General features: G+C 68.4%; 13 protein-coding genes. 4 read left to right on the forward strand and 9 right to left on the reverse strand.

From position 1 onward, the window contains the following. The first annotated feature begins 2 nt into the window (after positions 1 to 2). Genes Q8S38_RS00355 through Q8S38_RS00365 form a run of 3 tightly spaced genes read left to right on the forward strand, consistent with a single transcriptional unit; the run spans position 3 to position 1,130 of the window. Positions 3 to 494, forward strand: coding sequence for a Na+/H+ antiporter subunit E (locus Q8S38_RS00355; protein WP_305678425.1), 492 nt, complete (start codon positions 3 to 5; stop codon positions 492 to 494). Further along, a complete protein-coding gene (locus tag Q8S38_RS00360; RefSeq protein WP_305678426.1) occupies positions 491 to 760 on the forward strand; it encodes a K+/H+ antiporter subunit F in 270 nt (89 codons plus the stop codon). The genes Q8S38_RS00355 and Q8S38_RS00360 overlap by 4 nt, the downstream gene beginning before the upstream one ends. A gap of 10 nt (positions 761 to 770) precedes the next feature. Then, entirely contained in the window at positions 771 to 1,130 is a 360-nt protein-coding gene (locus Q8S38_RS00365; protein WP_305678427.1) for a Na+/H+ antiporter subunit G, read from the forward strand. A gap of 256 nt (positions 1,131 to 1,386) precedes the next feature. Here Q8S38_RS00365 and Q8S38_RS00370 read toward each other — a convergent pair whose 3' ends face one another. Continuing rightward, the gene (locus tag Q8S38_RS00370) at positions 1,387 to 4,029 is read right to left on the reverse strand and encodes an HAD-IC family P-type ATPase (protein ID WP_305678428.1); all 2,643 of its coding nucleotides are present in this window, start codon (positions 4,027 to 4,029) and stop codon (positions 1,387 to 1,389) included. Positions 4,030 to 4,880: 851 nt separating this feature from the next. On the opposite strand from Q8S38_RS00370, the gene Q8S38_RS00375 reads away from it, so the two are divergent. Further along, positions 4,881 to 6,029 (forward strand): alpha/beta hydrolase, encoded by a 1,149-nt coding sequence (locus Q8S38_RS00375; RefSeq protein ID WP_305678429.1) that lies wholly within the window; start codon positions 4,881 to 4,883, stop codon positions 6,027 to 6,029. Positions 6,030 to 6,103: 74 nt separating this feature from the next. Here Q8S38_RS00375 and Q8S38_RS00380 read toward each other — a convergent pair whose 3' ends face one another. The 8 genes from Q8S38_RS00380 to Q8S38_RS00415 form a co-directional block, all read right to left on the reverse strand. Then, positions 6,104 to 6,814, reverse strand: a complete 711-nt coding sequence (locus Q8S38_RS00380; protein ID WP_305678430.1) for a response regulator — start codon at positions 6,812 to 6,814, stop codon at positions 6,104 to 6,106. After that, positions 6,811 to 9,528, reverse strand: coding sequence for a sensor histidine kinase (locus Q8S38_RS00385; RefSeq protein ID WP_305678431.1), 2,718 nt, complete (start codon positions 9,526 to 9,528; stop codon positions 6,811 to 6,813). The genes Q8S38_RS00380 and Q8S38_RS00385 overlap by 4 nt, the downstream gene beginning before the upstream one ends. 18 nt (positions 9,529 to 9,546) lie before the next feature. Further along, positions 9,547 to 10,137, reverse strand: coding sequence for a potassium-transporting ATPase subunit KdpC (kdpC, locus tag Q8S38_RS00390; protein WP_305678432.1), 591 nt, complete (start codon positions 10,135 to 10,137; stop codon positions 9,547 to 9,549). 13 nt (positions 10,138 to 10,150) lie between these two features. Further along, on the reverse strand, positions 10,151 to 12,193 hold the full coding sequence (gene kdpB, locus Q8S38_RS00395; RefSeq protein ID WP_305678433.1) for a potassium-transporting ATPase subunit KdpB: 2,043 nt from the start codon (positions 12,191 to 12,193) through the stop codon (positions 10,151 to 10,153). Between the two features lie 20 nt (positions 12,194 to 12,213). Then, positions 12,214 to 13,905 carry a potassium-transporting ATPase subunit KdpA gene (gene kdpA / locus Q8S38_RS00400; RefSeq protein ID WP_305678434.1) on the reverse strand — a complete coding sequence of 564 codons (1,692 nt, stop codon included), beginning with the start codon at positions 13,903 to 13,905 and terminating at the stop codon, positions 12,214 to 12,216. Between the two features lie 15 nt (positions 13,906 to 13,920). Further along, the gene (locus tag Q8S38_RS00405; protein WP_305678435.1) at positions 13,921 to 14,010 is read right to left on the reverse strand and encodes a potassium-transporting ATPase subunit F; all 90 of its coding nucleotides are present in this window, start codon (positions 14,008 to 14,010) and stop codon (positions 13,921 to 13,923) included. Between the two features lie 315 nt (positions 14,011 to 14,325). Continuing rightward, a complete protein-coding gene (locus Q8S38_RS00410) occupies positions 14,326 to 15,471 on the reverse strand; it encodes an AGE family epimerase/isomerase (protein WP_305678436.1) in 1,146 nt (381 codons plus the stop codon). A 147-nt stretch (positions 15,472 to 15,618) separates the two neighbouring features. Beyond that, on the reverse strand, positions 15,619 to 16,074 hold the full coding sequence (locus Q8S38_RS00415; protein ID WP_305678437.1) for an Lrp/AsnC family transcriptional regulator: 456 nt from the start codon (positions 16,072 to 16,074) through the stop codon (positions 15,619 to 15,621). Between the last annotated feature and the right edge of the window lie 109 nt (positions 16,075 to 16,183).

Raw genomic sequence — 16,183 nt, forward strand, 5'->3', positions numbered from 1 at the left:
CCATGGCCATGCGTCTGTTTCCGCATCCCCTGCTCACGGTCTGGATCGTCGTCGTCTGGATCCTGCTCGTCAACACGATCACGTTCGGCCATCTGGTGCTGGGGCTGGTCCTGGGCGTTCTGATTCCGCTCACCACCAGCGCCTATTGGCCGGGGCGCCCGCGCGTGCGCTCTCCGCTGATGATGATCGAGTTCATGCTGGTGGTGCTCTGGGACATCGTGGTGTCCAACATCCAGGTCGCCTCGCTGATCCTGTTTCGCCGCGGCGACAGCCTGCAGTCGCGCTTCATCACCGTGCCGCTGGATCTCAACTCGCCGGAGGCGATCACCGTTCTGGCCGGGACGATCACGATGACGCCGGGCACGGTCTCGGCCGATATCAGCGCGGACGGCCGCGCCCTGCTGGTGCATTGCCTCGAGGCCGATGGGGCGGACGACACGGTCGCCCAGATCAAGCACCGCTACGAACGCAGACTGAAGAGGATCTTCGAATGATCGAAACCGCCTGTCTGATCGCGATGGTCGCTACCAGCTTCGCCATTATCCTGAATCTCTACCGGATGGCGCTCGGCCCCGACGTGACCGACCGCATCCTCGCCCTCGACACCATGGTCATCAACGCGATCGCCCTGATCGTGCTGCTCGGCATCGTCTACGGCACGGCGATGTATTTCGAGGCGGCGATGCTGATCGCCATGGTCGGCTTCGTGACGACCGTGGCGTTCTGCAAATACCTGCTCCGCGGCAATGTGATCGAATAGGATGCTGACCATGCACGGGATTGGCGAATGGGCCGTCGCGGCCTTGATCCTCATCGGAGCCTTCTTCATCCTCGTCGGCTCGTTTGGACTGGCCAAGCTGCCCGATATGATGCGGCGCCTGCACGGGCCCTCCAAAGCGACAACGCTCGGCATCGGCTCGCTGCTGATCGCCTCGATGCTCAACTTCATCGGGGTCAGCGGCCGGATCTCGTTCCACGAACTGCTGATCACGATCTTCCTGTTCCTGACCGCGCCGGTGACCGCTCATATGCTGGCCAAGGCGCATATCCTGCGCTCGCAGAAGGACCGAGGCAGCCTGTCGCCGACCGGCCGCCCGGCCGGCTGGGCCACCCTCGACGTCGACAAGTGAGCGCCGTGCAGCCGGGCAGGGAAAGCGTCTCTGGCGGTGCTTGACGCAGCCCTGTCGACGTCGCCGGATGCCGTCGCGTCTTCCATGGCGGCACCGGATCGACCGGATGCGAACGTCGATGGGCGATCCTGTCCCGTGAATTCGCCATATCCACCGGCCTTCCCGCGCCACCGGCTGGCCGCCGTTGGACGGACCAGCGCAGGGGCTGAAGGCGGTTCCGGAAGCGTCCATCGTCTGCTGCCTGGCGAGCGGGCGGTCACATTCGGCGCAGACCGAGCCGCAGCTGCTTCTCGATCTCGATCACGATGAAGAAGACCACGCCGATGGCGACGATCAGCACCCCGTCCGCCAGCGGAAGCGCCGTCGTGCCGAAGATGCGCTGCAACGGCGGCAGATAGGTGATGGCAAACTGCGCCACCGTCGCGACGGTAACCGTGATCCAGATCGCCCGTGTTCCGCGCGCGGCGGCAAAGGTCAGCGACGCGCCATGGATGTTGCGGATGAAGAACAGGTGGAAGATCTCCAGCACGACCAGCGTGTTCATCGCCATGGTCTGCGCCTGGGCCAGCGGATAGCCGCGGTCCATCGCATAGCTGAAGATCCCGAACACCGCCGCCAGGAAGAGCAGCGACACAAACAGAACGTGCCAGACCAGACCGCCGGTCAGGAGCGGCTGGCCGCGCGGCCGGGGAGGTCGGCGCATCGTTCCCGCCTCCGTGGGTTCGAACGCCAGGGCGATGCCCAGCGTGATCCCGGTGATCAGGTTGATCCAGAGAATCTGCACCGCCGTCACCGGCAGCGCCAGGCCCAGCAGAAGCGCCGCCACGACCGTCATGGCCTCGCCCGCATTGGTCGGCAGCGTCCAGCTGATTACCTTTGTCAGGTTGTCGTAGACCGTCCGTCCTTCGCGCACTGCCGCCGCGATGGAGGTGAAGTTGTCGTCGGCCAGCACGAGATCGGCGGCCTCCTTGGCGGCTTCTGAGCCTTTCAGGCCCATCGCCACGCCGATGTCCGCGCGTTTCAGCGCCGGCGCATCGTTGACGCCGTCGCCGGTCATGGCGACCATCAGCCCATGGGCCTGAAGGGCCATGACCAGGCGCAGCTTATGCTCCGGGCTGGTCCGGGCGAAAATGTCGGTATCGAGCACCTCCTGACGGAGCTGTGCATCGTCGAGATCATCGAGATCGGCGCCCGTCAGCACGTCGCGCGTATTGGCCAGACCGATCTGCTTGCCGATCGCGGCCGCCGTTCCCGCGTGATCGCCGGTGATCATCTTGACCCGGATGCCAGCGGCCGCGCAATCGGCCACGGCGGCAACCGCTTCCGGTCGTGGCGGGTCGATCAGCCCGACGAGCCCGAGCAGCGTGAGCTGCCCCTCGAAGGCCGAGGCTCCGATCGGCCCCGGTGCGGTGCGGCGGACCGCGAGCGCCAGCACGCGCTGGCCCTGCGCTGCGATCTCGTCTGCGGTGCGGCGCCAGGCCTCGGCGTCGATCTCCGTCACGCCATCGGGCGTCCCCTGATCGACGCACATGTCGAGCACGCGCTCGGGCGCGCCCTTGACGTGCAGGAGCGTGCCCAACGGGCCGGTATGCAGCACGGCCATGTAGCGGTTGCGGGCATCGAAGGGAATCTCGTCGGAGCGGTTCCAGCCCTGTCCCGAGACCGGATCGACCTTCCCGGCGAAGGCGAGCAGGGCCCCTTCCATCGGATCGCCCTCGACGATCCAGACGCCAGCAGTCTCATGCAGTTCGGCGTCGTTGCACAGCCGCGCTGCCAGGGCGATACCGGCGAGGCCTCCAGGCGCGGGGGAGATCGCGCCTGACGGCGCATAGCCTTCGCCCCCGACGGTGAACACGCCCTCCGGTGTCGCAACCGTAACCACTGCCATTTCATTGCGCGTGAGCGTACCGGTCTTGTCCGTACAGATGACGGAGACCGCGCCGATCGCCTCGATGGCTGGCAGCCGTCGGACGATGGCGTTGCGCCGCGCCATCGCCTGGACGCCGATCGCGAGCGTGATCGTCATCACCGCGGGCAGGCCCTCTGGGATGGCGGCCACGGCCACGCCGACCACCGCCATGAACAATTCCGCGAAATCGCGATGCGCCACGGCGTAGCCATAGAGGAGCAGCAGGCCGGCGATGGCGAGAATGAGCAGGCTCAGCCAGCGGGCGAAATGGTCCATCTGCTGCACGAGCGGCGTGGTCAGTTGCTCGACCCCGGCGATGAGCCCGCCGATCCGGCCGATCTCGGTGTTCGCGCCGGTCCCCGTCACCAGCCCCTGCGCCGTGCCCTGCGTCACGATCGTTCCGGAGAACGCCATCGAGCGGCGATCCCCGAGCGCGCTTTCGCTTGCCACGGGTGCGGCATTCTTGGAGACGGGCACGGATTCGCCCGTCAGGATCGCCTCCTGCACGGCCAGGCCGCGGACCTCGAGCAGCCGCAGATCGGCCGGGATCCTGTCTCCCGGCTCGAGCAGCACGATGTCGCCCGGCACCAGAGCCGCGCCGTCGACCGTGACGCGCCGGCCGTCGCGCAGCACCGAGGCGCGCGGCGCCAGCATCTGGCGGATGGCGTCCATGGCCTCGTCGGCGCGGCCTTCCTGAACAAAGCCGATGATCGCATTGGCAAGCACCACCGCGAGGATCACGCCCGTATCCAGCCAATGACCGAGCCCGGCGGTGACGACGGCGGCACCCAGGAGGACGTAGATCAGCACATGGTCGAACTGGACCAGAAAGCGACGCAGCGGGCCGTGCCTCTCCTGCTGCGGCAGAAGGTTGGATCCATGGGTCGCAAGGCGCGCCTTCGCCTCTTCGGCGCTCAGGCCGCCGGCGGTCGCTTCGAGCGTCGCCAATGCGTCCGCCGCCGGGATCGCATGCCAATCGGGTTGGGTCATCAGCCTCTCCACCGCGCTCCTGCGGGGACGGCCGCTCGCCTCGCAGGTCGCTCTCGCCGGAACGATAAGCGCAGGCTGCGCCAAGGCCGTTGATCGAGCGCAAGGCGAAGCCAGACGGCGCTGCCCAGAACTGCGGACTCTGACGGCGTGCCTCGGACTTCACGCCGAGCGGGGAAGAGAAACCGTGTTGAGCAGCGTGCTTCGGGGATCGGAGCGCGTCAGGCCTCTCGGGCTGCTCAACGTGTCGCCTTCGACCTCGACGAGCGGCAGCAGGCCCGGCGTTGCGGAATCGACATCATCGATTTCGATCGGCTGGCCTCGCCCGAGCCCTCACCCATCGGCGGCATCCACCTCAAGGCTGAGGGCGAGCATTCGCGGCAGGCCGCCGCAGCCGTGCAGTGGGCGGTGCAACGCCGACGCTTCCGCAAGGGCGGATTCAGTCACTGCATGTCATGGCGGTCATCCATCCCGGCATCAGCTTTCGGATGAGTGTCCGTCCCGATCGTCAATGGCGGAATGACCCAACGTTCGCGTGAAACCGAAGCGCAGAGGATGCGCCATGACTTTGCGCAGACGGGCGCATGGTTCCCATGGGATCTCCGGCATGGCGGTGTGGACGCCTCAATGGCTTTGCATCAAGCTCTGAAATCTGCAATCGAGATTGCGCATGGGCCGGCAGGGGGGAGGATCATGAAGGTGTTCAGGGTCGCGCCGGTTCTTCCGGGCGCCAGGGCTTTGATCGCCCTGATCGCAATGCCGTTCCCATCCCCTTCCCAGGGGCGTCATATCTCATCGGCAGGATGCCGATGCTGTGGTTGAGCGCGCGTATCGCGTGGTTCTGGAGTTGACCGATGTCCGATGTTGCGCGCCGCCTCGCTCTCATCTGCACCATGCTGGCCGCGTTGGCGGTCAGCGCCTGTGCCTCGCGGCCCGAGACGGGGTTTCTCGCGGCGGTCGGGGAGGCGGCGCCGGGCGCGACCGAACACACCATTCTGGTCGCGACCACGCGCCAGCGCGACGAGCGGCCCGGGACGCTGTTCAACGGTGAGCGGGCCAAGCCGCTCGATTTCGCGACGGTTCGCCTGTCGGTGCCGCCAACGCACAAGCCGGGCGAGATCGAATGGGCTTCGACAGCGCCGGGCAACCCGCAGACCGATTTCGTCGTCCGCCAGGCGGGCTATCTCGATGGCGACAAGGCGTTCCTGAAAGCGCTCAACGCGCAACTCGCGCAGCGACCGCGCGGCAGCCGCAAGGTGCTGCTGTTCATCCACGGCTACAACACGATGTTCGCCGAGAGCCTCTATCGCTTCGGCCAGGTCGTGCATGATTCGAAGGCGCCGGCTGTCCCGGTGCTGTTCACCTGGGCCTCGCGGGGCGCGGTGACGCAATATGTCTACGACACCAACAGCGCCACGGCGGCCCGCGACGATCTGGAGCGCACCATCCGGCTGCTCTTCGACAGCAATGCCGAGCAGGTCAACATCCTGGCCCACTCGATGGGGAACTGGGTCACCGTCGAGACCCTGCGGCAGATCAAGATTTCCGGCAAGACACCGCCCATGGGCAAGCTCGGCGCGATCGTCCTGGCCGCTCCGGACATCGACATCGACGTCTTCAAGTCGCAGATGCGCCGGTTCGGCAAGCCGAAGCGGCCGTTCTTCGTCGTCCTGTCAAAGGACGACAAGGCGCTCGCCGCGTCGCGTTTCATCGCCGGAGGGCAGGCGCGCCTCGGCGCCGACGGCAACACCGCCGAGTTGGCCGAACTCGGCGCGGTCGTCGTCGACATGACCGATGTCAAGGCGACGGATGCCAGCAATCACGGCAAGTTCGCGCAGCTCGCCGAAATCGCGCCCCAGCTGCGCACCGTGCTGGAGCAGGGCGTCCATCGCCCCCCCAGCGCGGGGAGCGCCACGCATGATGCCGTGACCGGATCGCTCGAGGCGATCGTGGCCTTACCGGTTGCGATTCTGGGGCTGCCGTTGAAAATCATCGCGCGCTAGGAGCAATCCAGACGTGATCGCGCCCTCGCTCCGACCGCTGCGCCATCAGCGCGGCGTCGCCGCGATCATCCCGGTCAGCTGGCCGCGCTGCGCGCATCCACCAGCCGATAGCCGACGCCGGGTTCGGTGACGATGAAGCGGGGGTCGGCGGCGTCGTCGCCGATCTTCTCGCGGATATGGCCCACGGCGATGCGCAGATAATGGGTGTCGGCGGCATGGGCCGGGCCCCAGATCGTCGTCAGCAGCTGCTTGTGGCCGACCAGCTTGCCGGCATTGCGCGCCAGCAGCGCGACGACGTCGAACTCCTTGCGGGTCAGCTTCAGCGAGGCGCCGTCCACGCTGATCGATCGGCTCGCCAGATCGATCTCGAGCCCGCCGATGCGGATGGCCGCCGGCTCTGCCGCGCGCTCGCGGCGGCTGCGCAGCAGCGCCCGCAGCCGCGCCAGCAATTCGCCGGTCGAGAACGGCTTGGTGACGTAGTCGTCGGCGCCGGCGTCGAGCGCCGCGATTTTCTCGGTCTCGGCATCGCGCACGGACAGGACGAGGATCGGCACGCTCGACCATTCGCGGATCGCCTCGATCACCGCCTTGCCGTCCATGTCGGGCAGGCCGAGATCGAGCAGCACGGCGTCCGGCGCCATCGTCGCGGCGCGCTCGATGCCCAGCCGGCCGCGGTCGGCTTCCAGCATCTCGAAGCCGCCGGCGCCGAGCACGATCGCGAGAAAGCGGCGGATCGGCGCCTCGTCGTCGATCACCAGGATGCGGGCGGGCTTGGGCTCGGTCATTCGGTCTCTTCGCTGCTGGAAGGCGCTAAAGCCAGCCTCATCACGATGGCGGTGCCGCGTCCATCAGGTCCGGCGCCGGCCATGACTGTGCCGCCATGCGCCTCGACCAGCCCCTTGACGATGGACAGGCCGAGCCCGGTGCCCGCCGGCCGGCTGTCGCCCTCCGCGACCCGGTGGAACAGGTCGAAGACCCGCTCGCGCTCGGCCTCGGGGATACCGGGGCCTTCGTCGGTCACGGCGATCTCGGCCATGGCGCCGTCGGCCCGCGCCGTGATCGTGATCGACGTTCCGGCCGGTGCATATTTCGCGGCATTCTCGACGATGTTGGCAATGGCCTGGCCGATCAGCACCGGATCGACATGGAGCGCCGGCAGATCGCGCGGGGTCTCGATGATCAGGCTGTGGCCGGCGAGCACGCGCTTCAGATCGGTGCGGACGACGCCGACGATCTCGCGCAGATCGACCGCCGCGCGCTTGGGCGCCAGCACGCCATGGCCGAGCCGCGTCATGTCGAGCAGGTTCTGGACATAGCGGTCGAGCCGGCGCGCCTCGTCCAGCGCCGTCAGCGTCAGCTCGCGCCGGTCGGCGGCATCGAGCACGCCGTCGGTCTCCGCGAGGCTCGACACGGCGCCGATCACCGTCACCAGCGGCGTGCGCAGATCATGGCTGACCGAGTTCAAGAGCGCACCGCGCAGCTTTTCGCCCTCGGCCGAGACGCGGGCGTCGGCCAGTTCCTCGGCCAGACGCGTGCGCTCGACGGCGACCGCGACCTGGTCCTCGACGGCGATCAGCAGCCGTCGCGTCTCAGGGTCGAGGCCGCGCAGCCTGTCCTTGAACCGCACGCCGACGACGCCGAGCGTTCGGCCCGCCGTGGCAAGCGGCACGAACAGCCATTCGCTCATCGGCAGCGTCGCCGTGCCGGCACCGGCCGGCTCGTTTTTCTCAAACGCCCAGCGCGCGGCGCCTTCGGCGCGGGCGTCGAGGTCCTCGATCGTGGGGTGGCCCTGCACCTGCTGCAGCGTTCCCGCCGCATCGGGCATCAGGATCAGCGAGTGGCCGTCGAGCGTGGCGGCGATGTGGAAGGCCGCCGCCCAGAGCACGTCGTCGGTCTCGGTCGCCGAGGCGATCTTGCGGGCGAAATCATAGAGCGTCGCGGTTCGCCGCTGCGCCGCGCGCATCGCCTCGACCTGCGCCTTCAACCGACTCGCCAGGCTGCCTGTGAAGACGGCGCCGAGGAGGTAGACAGCGACGGAGACGACGTCTTCCGGGCGCCGCATGTCGAGCGAATAGAAGGGTGGCGTGTAGAAAAAATTATAGGCGGCCGAGCCGAGCAGACCGGCGAGCAGCGAGGGCCCCAGCCCGTGCCGGGCGCCGACGACGAGCACCGCCGCGAGATAGATCGCGGAGATCGCGCCGCCGGGGACCGCGTCCCAGATCGAGATCGGCAGCGCCAGCAGCGTCGCGATCGCGATGGCGACCAGCGCGACAGCGTAGCCTTGCCAGGGGCCACGCAGCACCGGGCCGGCGGCCGCCTTGCGGCGCTCGATGCGGGCATGGGGCGTCACCACGGTGATCTCGAAATCGGTGGCGTCGTCGAGCAGCCGGTCCGCCACGGGCTCGCGGAAGACGCCGAGCAGGCGCTGCCACCGGGAGCTGTGCGAGCGCGGACGCCCGATGACGAGGCGCGAGACATTGCGCTGCCTTGCATAGCGCAGCACCTCGGCCGCAACGTTCGACTCCGCCTGCAGCACGACGGTTTCCGCGCCCAGCGTCTCCGCCAGGCGCAAGGCTTCGAGGGTGACGGCGCGCGTCTCGGCCGGAAGCGCCTCATGGCGCGGCGTCATCACCGTGGCGACGATCCAGGGCAGGCGGGCGCGCTCGGCCATGCGCCTGCCGGCCCGCACCAGGCTGCGGGCGACGGGCGCCTCGTTGATGCAGACGAGCAGGCGTTCCTCGGCCGGCCAGGGGCCCTTGACGGCATGGTCCTGCATCCAGGCCAGCATCTCGGCATCGACCCGGCTGGCCGCCGTGCGCAAGGCGAGTTCGCGCAGCGCGGTCAGCTTGCCCTTGCCGAAGAAGTTCTCCAGCGCCTGGCCGATCTGCTGCGGCACATAGACCTTGCCGTCCTGCAGGCGCTTGATCAGCTCCTCAGGCGGCAGGTCGATCAGCTCGATCGCGTCCGCCCGCTGCAGGAGATGGTCGGGCACCGTCTCCTGCACGCGCACGCCGGTGATGCGGGCGACGATATCGTTGAGGCTCTCGACATGCTGGATGTTCAGCGTGGTGACTACGTCGATGCCGGCATCCAGCACCTCGACGACATCCTGCCAGCGCTTGGGGTGGCGCGAGCCCGGCGCATTGGTATGGGCGAGTTCGTCGATCAACGCGATGGCGGGCTTGCGCGCGAGCAGGGCGTCGACGTCGAGCTCGCTGAGATCCTGGCCGCGATAGGCGACGAGCCGGCGCGGCAATTGTTCGAGGCCCTGGAGCAAAGCGGCGGTCTCGGCCCGCCCATGCGTCTCGACCAGCGCCACCACGACGTCGAGGCCCGCGCGCTGCCGCACGCGAGCCTCCTCGATCATCGCGAAGGTCTTGCCGACGCCGGGCGATGCGCCCAGAAAAATCTTGAGCCGACCGACGCTCCTCTCCTCTTCGCCGCGCGCCTCGGCGAGGAAGGATTCCGGTGTCGGTCTGTCGTCAGGCGCGCTCGGCATGGGGTCGCGACCTGAGCATCAGCGCGCCAGCCTGTCGAGGGCGAGGTTGAGCGCCAGGACGTTGACGCGAGGCTCGCCGAGCACGCCGAGCAGAGGCGGCTCGACCTGCGCCTGGACGAGTTGCCTGACGCGCTCCTCGGCCAGGCCGCGTGCCGCGGCGACGCGACCGATCTGGACAAGGGCGGCCTGTGGCGAGATGTGGGGATCGAGCCCGGAGCCTGACGCCGTCACGAGATCGGCCGGTTGCGCCCCGCCGCCGAGCGCCGCGACGCGCTCGGTGATCGCCTGCTTGAGCGCAGCAGAGCTGGGACCAAGATTGGAGCCGGTCGAATTGGCCGCATTGTACGGGCTTTCGACAGTCTTGGCCGGGTCCTGCGGATCGGCCGCCGCGGTGGCCGAAGGCCGGCCGTGGAAGTAAGTCTCCGCGGCGAAGGACTGGCCAATCAGCGCCGCCCCGATCACGGCACCGTCCTTCAGAACGGGCGAGCCGTTGGCCTGGAAGGGCAGCACCGCCTGGGCGACGCCGGTGACGGCGAGCGGATAGGCGGCCCCCGTGAGGAGGCTAAAGGCGCCGAGCAGGACGAGCGCGGGACGAAAATAGGAGGTCATGGTGTCTGTCTCCTCAGGCGAGATGAAGCAGGTCGACGATCAGGTCGATCGCCTTGATGCCGATGAACGGAACGATGAGGCCGCCGAGCCCGTAGATCAGCAGGTTGCGGCCGAGCAGCTGGGATGCGGAGGCGGGGGCATAGCGCACGCCCTTCAGCGCGATCGGGATCAGCGCGACGATGACGAGCGCGTTGAAGATGATCGCCGACAGGATCGCCGATTGCGGGCTGCCAAGCCCCATCACGTCCAGCACCGCCAGCCCCGGATAGGCGGTGACGAACAGCGCCGGCAGGATGGCGAAGTACTTGGCGACGTCGTTGGCGATGGAGAAGGTCGTCAGGGCACCGCGCGAGATCAGGAGCTGCTTGCCGACCATGACGATCTCGATCAGCTTGGTCGGGTCGCTGTCAAGGTCGATCAGGTTGCCGGCCTCCTTGGCGGCGGGCGTGCCCGAATTCATCGCGACGCCGACATCGGCTTGGGCCAGCGCGGGTGCGTCGTTGGAGCCGTCGCCGCACATCGCGACAAGCCGCCCTTCCGCCTGCTCCTTGCGGATCAAGGCGAGCTTGGCTTCCGGCGTGGCCTCGGCCAGGAAATCGTCGACGCCGGCTTCCGCTGCGATGGCGGCCGCCGTCAGCGGGTTGTCGCCGGTGATCATCACCGTGCGGATGCCCATGCGGCGCAGCTCTGCGAAGCGCTCCCGGATGCCGGGCTTCACCACGTCCTTGAGATGGACGACGCCGAGCACGGCGTTGCCGCGCGCCACCACCAAGGGCGTGCCGCCCGAGGAGGCGATCTTGCGCACCGCCTGCTCGACGGCGGCCGACAGCGCGCCGCCGGTGAGCTTCGCCATGGTGTCGGAGGCGCCCTTGCGCAGCGCGCGGCCGTCGGGGAGATCGACGCCGGACATGCGGGTCTGCGCCGTGAAGGGCACGAAGGTCGCTCCGGCCCCGGCCGAGGGATCGAAGCCGAAGCGCGTGGCGGCCAGATCGACGATCGACTTGCCTTCGGGCGTGTCGTCCGACAGCGAGGCCAGGAAGGCGGCCTCGGCGAGATCACGCTCGCTGACATTCGCCGCCGGCTCGAAGGCGCTGGCCATGCGATTGCCGAAGGTGATCGTCCCGGTCTTGTCCAGCAGCAGCACGTCGATGTCGCCGGCCGCCTCGACCGCGCGGCCGGATTTGGCGATGACGTTGGCCTTCACCAGGCGGTCCATGCCGGCGATGCCGATGGCCGAGAGCAGCCCACCGATCGTGGTCGGGATCAGCGTAACGAACAGGGCAGCGAGATAGATCACCGGCAGCGTCGTGCCCGACCAGGAGGCGAAGAAGGGCAGCGTCACCACGACGAACAGGAAGACCAGCGTCAGCGCCGCGAGCAGGATGTCGAGCGCGATCTCGTTGGGTGTCTTCTGGCGCTTGGCGCCCTCGACCATCGCAATCATCCGGTCGAGGAAGGTCTCGCCCTGGCGGGCGGTGACGCGCACCACGAGCCAGTCCGAGACCAGCCGCGTGCCGCCGGTGAGCGAGGACCGGTCGCCGCCGGATTCGCGGATGACGGGGGCCGACTCGCCGGTGATGGCGCTTTCGTCGACCGAGGCGACGCCCTCGATGATCTCGCCATCTGTCGGCACGATGTCGCCGGCCTCGACCAGGATGACCTCGCCGGGCTCGACGAGTTCGACCTCCTTGGTGCCGTAGACGACCCGGTTGGCCGGATCGACCAGCACCTTGGCGAGCGCCGAGGACCGGGTCGACCGAAAGGCGTCGGCCCGCGCCTTGCCGCGCCCCTCGGCGACGGCCTCGGCGAAATTGGCAAACAACACCGTGAACCAGAGCCAGATCGCGATCTGCAGCCCGATCCAGAACACCGGGCCGCCGGTCAGCCCCTCGCGGACAACCAGGATGGTGGCCAGAACCGAGACCACCGCGGTCGAGAACATCACCGGGTTGCGCGCGAGGCTGCGCGGATCGAGCTTGCGGAAGGCCTGCAGGATCGCAGGCTTGATGATGACGGGCGAGAACAGGCCCATCTCGGAGGGAGCGTGCTTGCTCATGGGATGGCTTTCCAACAGCTCTAGAAGCTCTGCCCGGCCAGGATCGAGACATGCTCCGCGATCGGGCCCAGCGCGAGGACGGGGAGGAAGGTGAGGGCGCCGACGATCAGGATCGTCGCCAACAGGAGCGTGACGAAGAGCGGTCCATGCGTCGGGAAGGTGCCGGCGGTCTCGGCGGCGGGACGCTTGGCCGACAGGCTGCCGGCGATCGCCAGGATCGGGATGATATAGCCGAAGCGGCCGAGCAACATCGCGATGCCGAGGCAGGCGTTGTGCCAGGGCGTGTTGGCGGTGAAGCCGGCGAAGGCCGAGCCGTTGTTGCCGGTCGCCGAAGTGTAGGCATAGAGCAGCTCGGAGAGCCCGTGCGGGCCGGCATCCTGAACCGAGGACTGCGCGTTTCCGGTCGCGATGGCGAGCGAGGCCAGCACGAGGATGCCGAGCGGCATGACCAGCAGGGTCAGCGCGGCGAGCTTGATCTCCTTCGCCTCGATCTTCTTGCCGAGATATTCCGGCGTGCGGCCGACCATCAGCCCCGCCAGGAAGACGGTGAGGATGACGAAGAGCAGCATGCCGGTGAGCCCGACGCCGACGCCACCAAACACCACCTCGCCAAGCTGGATGTTGAGCATGGCGACCAGCCCGCCGAGCGGCGTGAAGGAATCGAGCATCGCATTGACCGAGCCGTTGGAGGCCGCCGTCGTCGCCGCCGCCCAGAGCGTGGAGGCGAAGATGCCGAAGCGCACCTCCTTGCCCTCCATGTTGCCCGCAGTGGGATCTATGAGCCCGGCATGCAGTGGGTTGCCCAGCCGCTCCGCGCCGTAGATCGCGCCAAAGCCGACAAGGAACAGCACCGCCATGGCAGCAAACAGCGCGCCGCCCTGCCGGCGGTCGCCGACGAGCCGGCCATAGGTGAAGCAAAAGGCGACCGGGATCAGCAGGATCGAAATCGTCGTCAGCAGGTTGCTGAGCGCGTTCGGGTTCTCGAAGGGATGCGCCGAATTGACGTTGAAAAAGCCGCCGCCATTGGTGCCGAGCTGCTTGATCGCGACCTGGCTGGCGACGGGGCCGAGCGCGATGCTCTGCTGGGCGCCTTCCAGCGTTGTCGCGTCGAACGATCCCGCCAGCGTCTGCGGCAGGCCGAGCGCGACCAGGACCAGCGCCAGGACGAGCGAGGCCGGCAGCAGGATGTAGAGCGTCGTCCGGGTCAGATCGACCCAGAAATTGCCGAGCACGCGGGTCTGCTTCGCGGCAAAGCCGCGCGCCACCGCGGCCGCCACCGCCGCGCCGCTGGCGGCCGAGACGAAGTTCTGCGTCGTCAGGCCGAGCATCTGGCTGAGGTTCGAAAGCGTCGTCTCGCCGCCATAGGACTGCCAGTTGGTGTTGGTGACGAAGGAGATCGCCGCGTTGAAGGCGAGATGGGCCGACAGCGCGTCGAAACCCTGCGGGTTCAGCGGCAGGACGTTCTGGAAGCGCAGCATCAGGAACAGCAGTGCAAAGCCCGCCGCGTTGAAGGCGAGCAGGGACAGAGCATAGGCCTGCCAGCGCTGCGGCTGCGGCCGGCCCTCGCCGGCGAGCCGCAGCAGGGCGTTTTCGACGGGCGCGAGAAACTGCGCTTCGCCGGTGAAGACGCGGGCCATGTAGTGGCCGAGTGGCCAGGCGAGGGCCAGCAGCAGGGTCGCGAAGATCAGGAACTGGATCAGATCGAGGGTCATGGGGAGCGAGACCTCTCAGAAGGATTCGGGGCGCAGCAGCGCCTTGAGCAGATAGGCCAGCAGCAGCGCGGCGGCGCCCAGACCGAGGATGATGTCGAGGGGCATGATGCGCCTCACAGCCGCTCAGTGGCGGAAACGGCGATGCCGGCGAGCCCGAACAGTGCGAGGCCGCCGAGGAAGAAGAGGGTGTCGATGATCATGGTGAGGCTCCGATCGTGTGTTCGATCGGAGCTAGGGGCGATGCCCGTAAGGCCGCCATGTCGAATGAGAGCGCGAGACGTAACGTCCGCGTAAAGCATCGCGGCCCTTCGGCTTGGGCGCGCGACAGGGAGCGGGCCGAACCAGTCGGCCCGCGCTCGCGCCGGGCTCGACGCCGCGTGAACGGCTGGCGGTCTTGAGGCCGCCCCCGCGATGGGGGGATCAGCCTCTCGCGGCGACCAGACGCTTGACGCGCACGACCTCGGCCAGCGCCAGCAGCAGGTGATAGAGCACGCGCACCGGAACGGCGGCCCGGTCCGGCGCGCCGGATGCGTCGATCCGGTTGACCCATAGGCCGCTGTCGGGATCGACGAAGCGTTCGAACATCAGCGCGAGATGCGGGTCGAGCCGCGCGGCCGCCACGGGGTCGTGCTCGAACGCGATGCGGGCGCTCAGCGCCTTGAGATATTCGGTCTGCGGCCAGAGCAGGGCCGCCGCGTCGAGCGTGCCGCCATCGGGCCCGATCTCGTTGACGACGGGATGCGCCGGCCCCTGACCGTGATGCCGCTCGGCAAAGTCGTAGAGCGTCCGCGCGAGAGCGCGCGCGCTGGTGCCGCCGGTGAGGCGGTCGTGATGGTACAAAAGCCAGGTCCATTCGTAATGATGGCCCGGTTCGCGCACCAGCCCGGCGCGGCCGCTGGCTGGCTGCCAGTCGGCGGTGAAGAACTCGCCGAGCGAGCCCGTCGCGAGGTCGAGCATGCGCTCCCGCATCAGCCGCACCAGCCCGTCGGCGCGGTCGAGCCAGCGCGGTGCACCGGAGGTTTCGGCCAGGGCATGGCAGGCTTCGAGCAGATGCATATGCGGGTTCTGCCGGCGCGGCAGGGTCCCCAGCGTATCCTCGGAGAAGCCCCCGTCGGGATGGGCGAGCGCCGTCTCGATGAAGCCCATCACGGCGTCCGCCCGCTCCAGCCAGATGCGCTCGCCGCTCGCCCGCGCGAACCAGCCGCAGGCGAACAGAACGAAGGCGAGGTCATAGAAGTCCGACTTCGCGTCGACAGGCTCGCCGTCGAGGCCGCAGCGATGGCTGAACAGGCCGTCGGGGCGCCGGCAATGCTGCCAGAGAAACGCCATGCCGTGGCGGGCCGCAGCGAGCGCACCGGGCACGCCGAGGATGTGGGCGTGGCTGAAGACATAGGCCAGCCGCGCGGTCACCAGCGTGGTGCGAACCGCGCTGTCGACGGGCCTGCCGTCAGGAGACACCAGCTCGACATAGCCGGGCTGCCCGGGCGTCCAGGCCCGGGCGAGCCAGCCCGGCAGCAGCGTACCGGTGAGCCAGCCCGCGATGGCGTCGGCCTCGTATCCACGCATCGCGCGCTCCTCGCATCCTGCCCGACCCGCCCCGGGGTTCGAAGCGTCACTCTCGCCGGGCGGTCATAACTGACGGCATGCCTCCGGCGAATGCAAAACGCACTGAAGCGCGGCAGCCGCCGCCGCCATACAGCCCGCGCCGGGCCGTCAACGCGGAAGGGCAGGGCTCAGCCCGGCCCGGCTGCTGCGCGGCGTCGCCAGCAGAAGGTGCGTTTCCGACGCCGCGATGCCGGCGATCAGGCGCAGCCGCGTCAGGACCCCGTCGAGGGCGGTCAGGCTGTCGGTGCCGAGCTCGGCGACGAGATCCCATTTGCCGCTCGTCGTGTGGATCGCCGTCACCTCGGCGAAGCCTGTCAGCGCCGCGACCACGCGGTCCTTGGCGCGTCCCTCGACCTCGATCAGGGTGATGCCGCGCACGGGGGCCGAGACCGCGTCCGCCCGCAGGATCACCGTGTAGCCGACGATCTCGCCGGCCTGTTCGAGGCGCTCGATGCGCGCCCTGACCGTGGCGCGCGACACGCTGAGCTCGAGCGCGAGATCAGACACGCCACGACGGCCGTTCCGGCGCAGCAGCGTGATCAGGCGCTGGTCGAGCTCGTCCATCGGTGATTGTCCATTCTGAGCGATTGGCCTTTCCATAACGGAAATCCGGCTTGTCATCCATGCCAATCTGGCGGGTTCATCCCGCCATTGCCGCGCCCTAACCTAATCG

The sequence above is a fragment of the Allobosea sp. genome (genome assembly GCF_030695125.1).
In the GTDB taxonomy this organism is placed as follows: Bacteria; Pseudomonadota; Alphaproteobacteria; order Rhizobiales; family Beijerinckiaceae; genus Allobosea.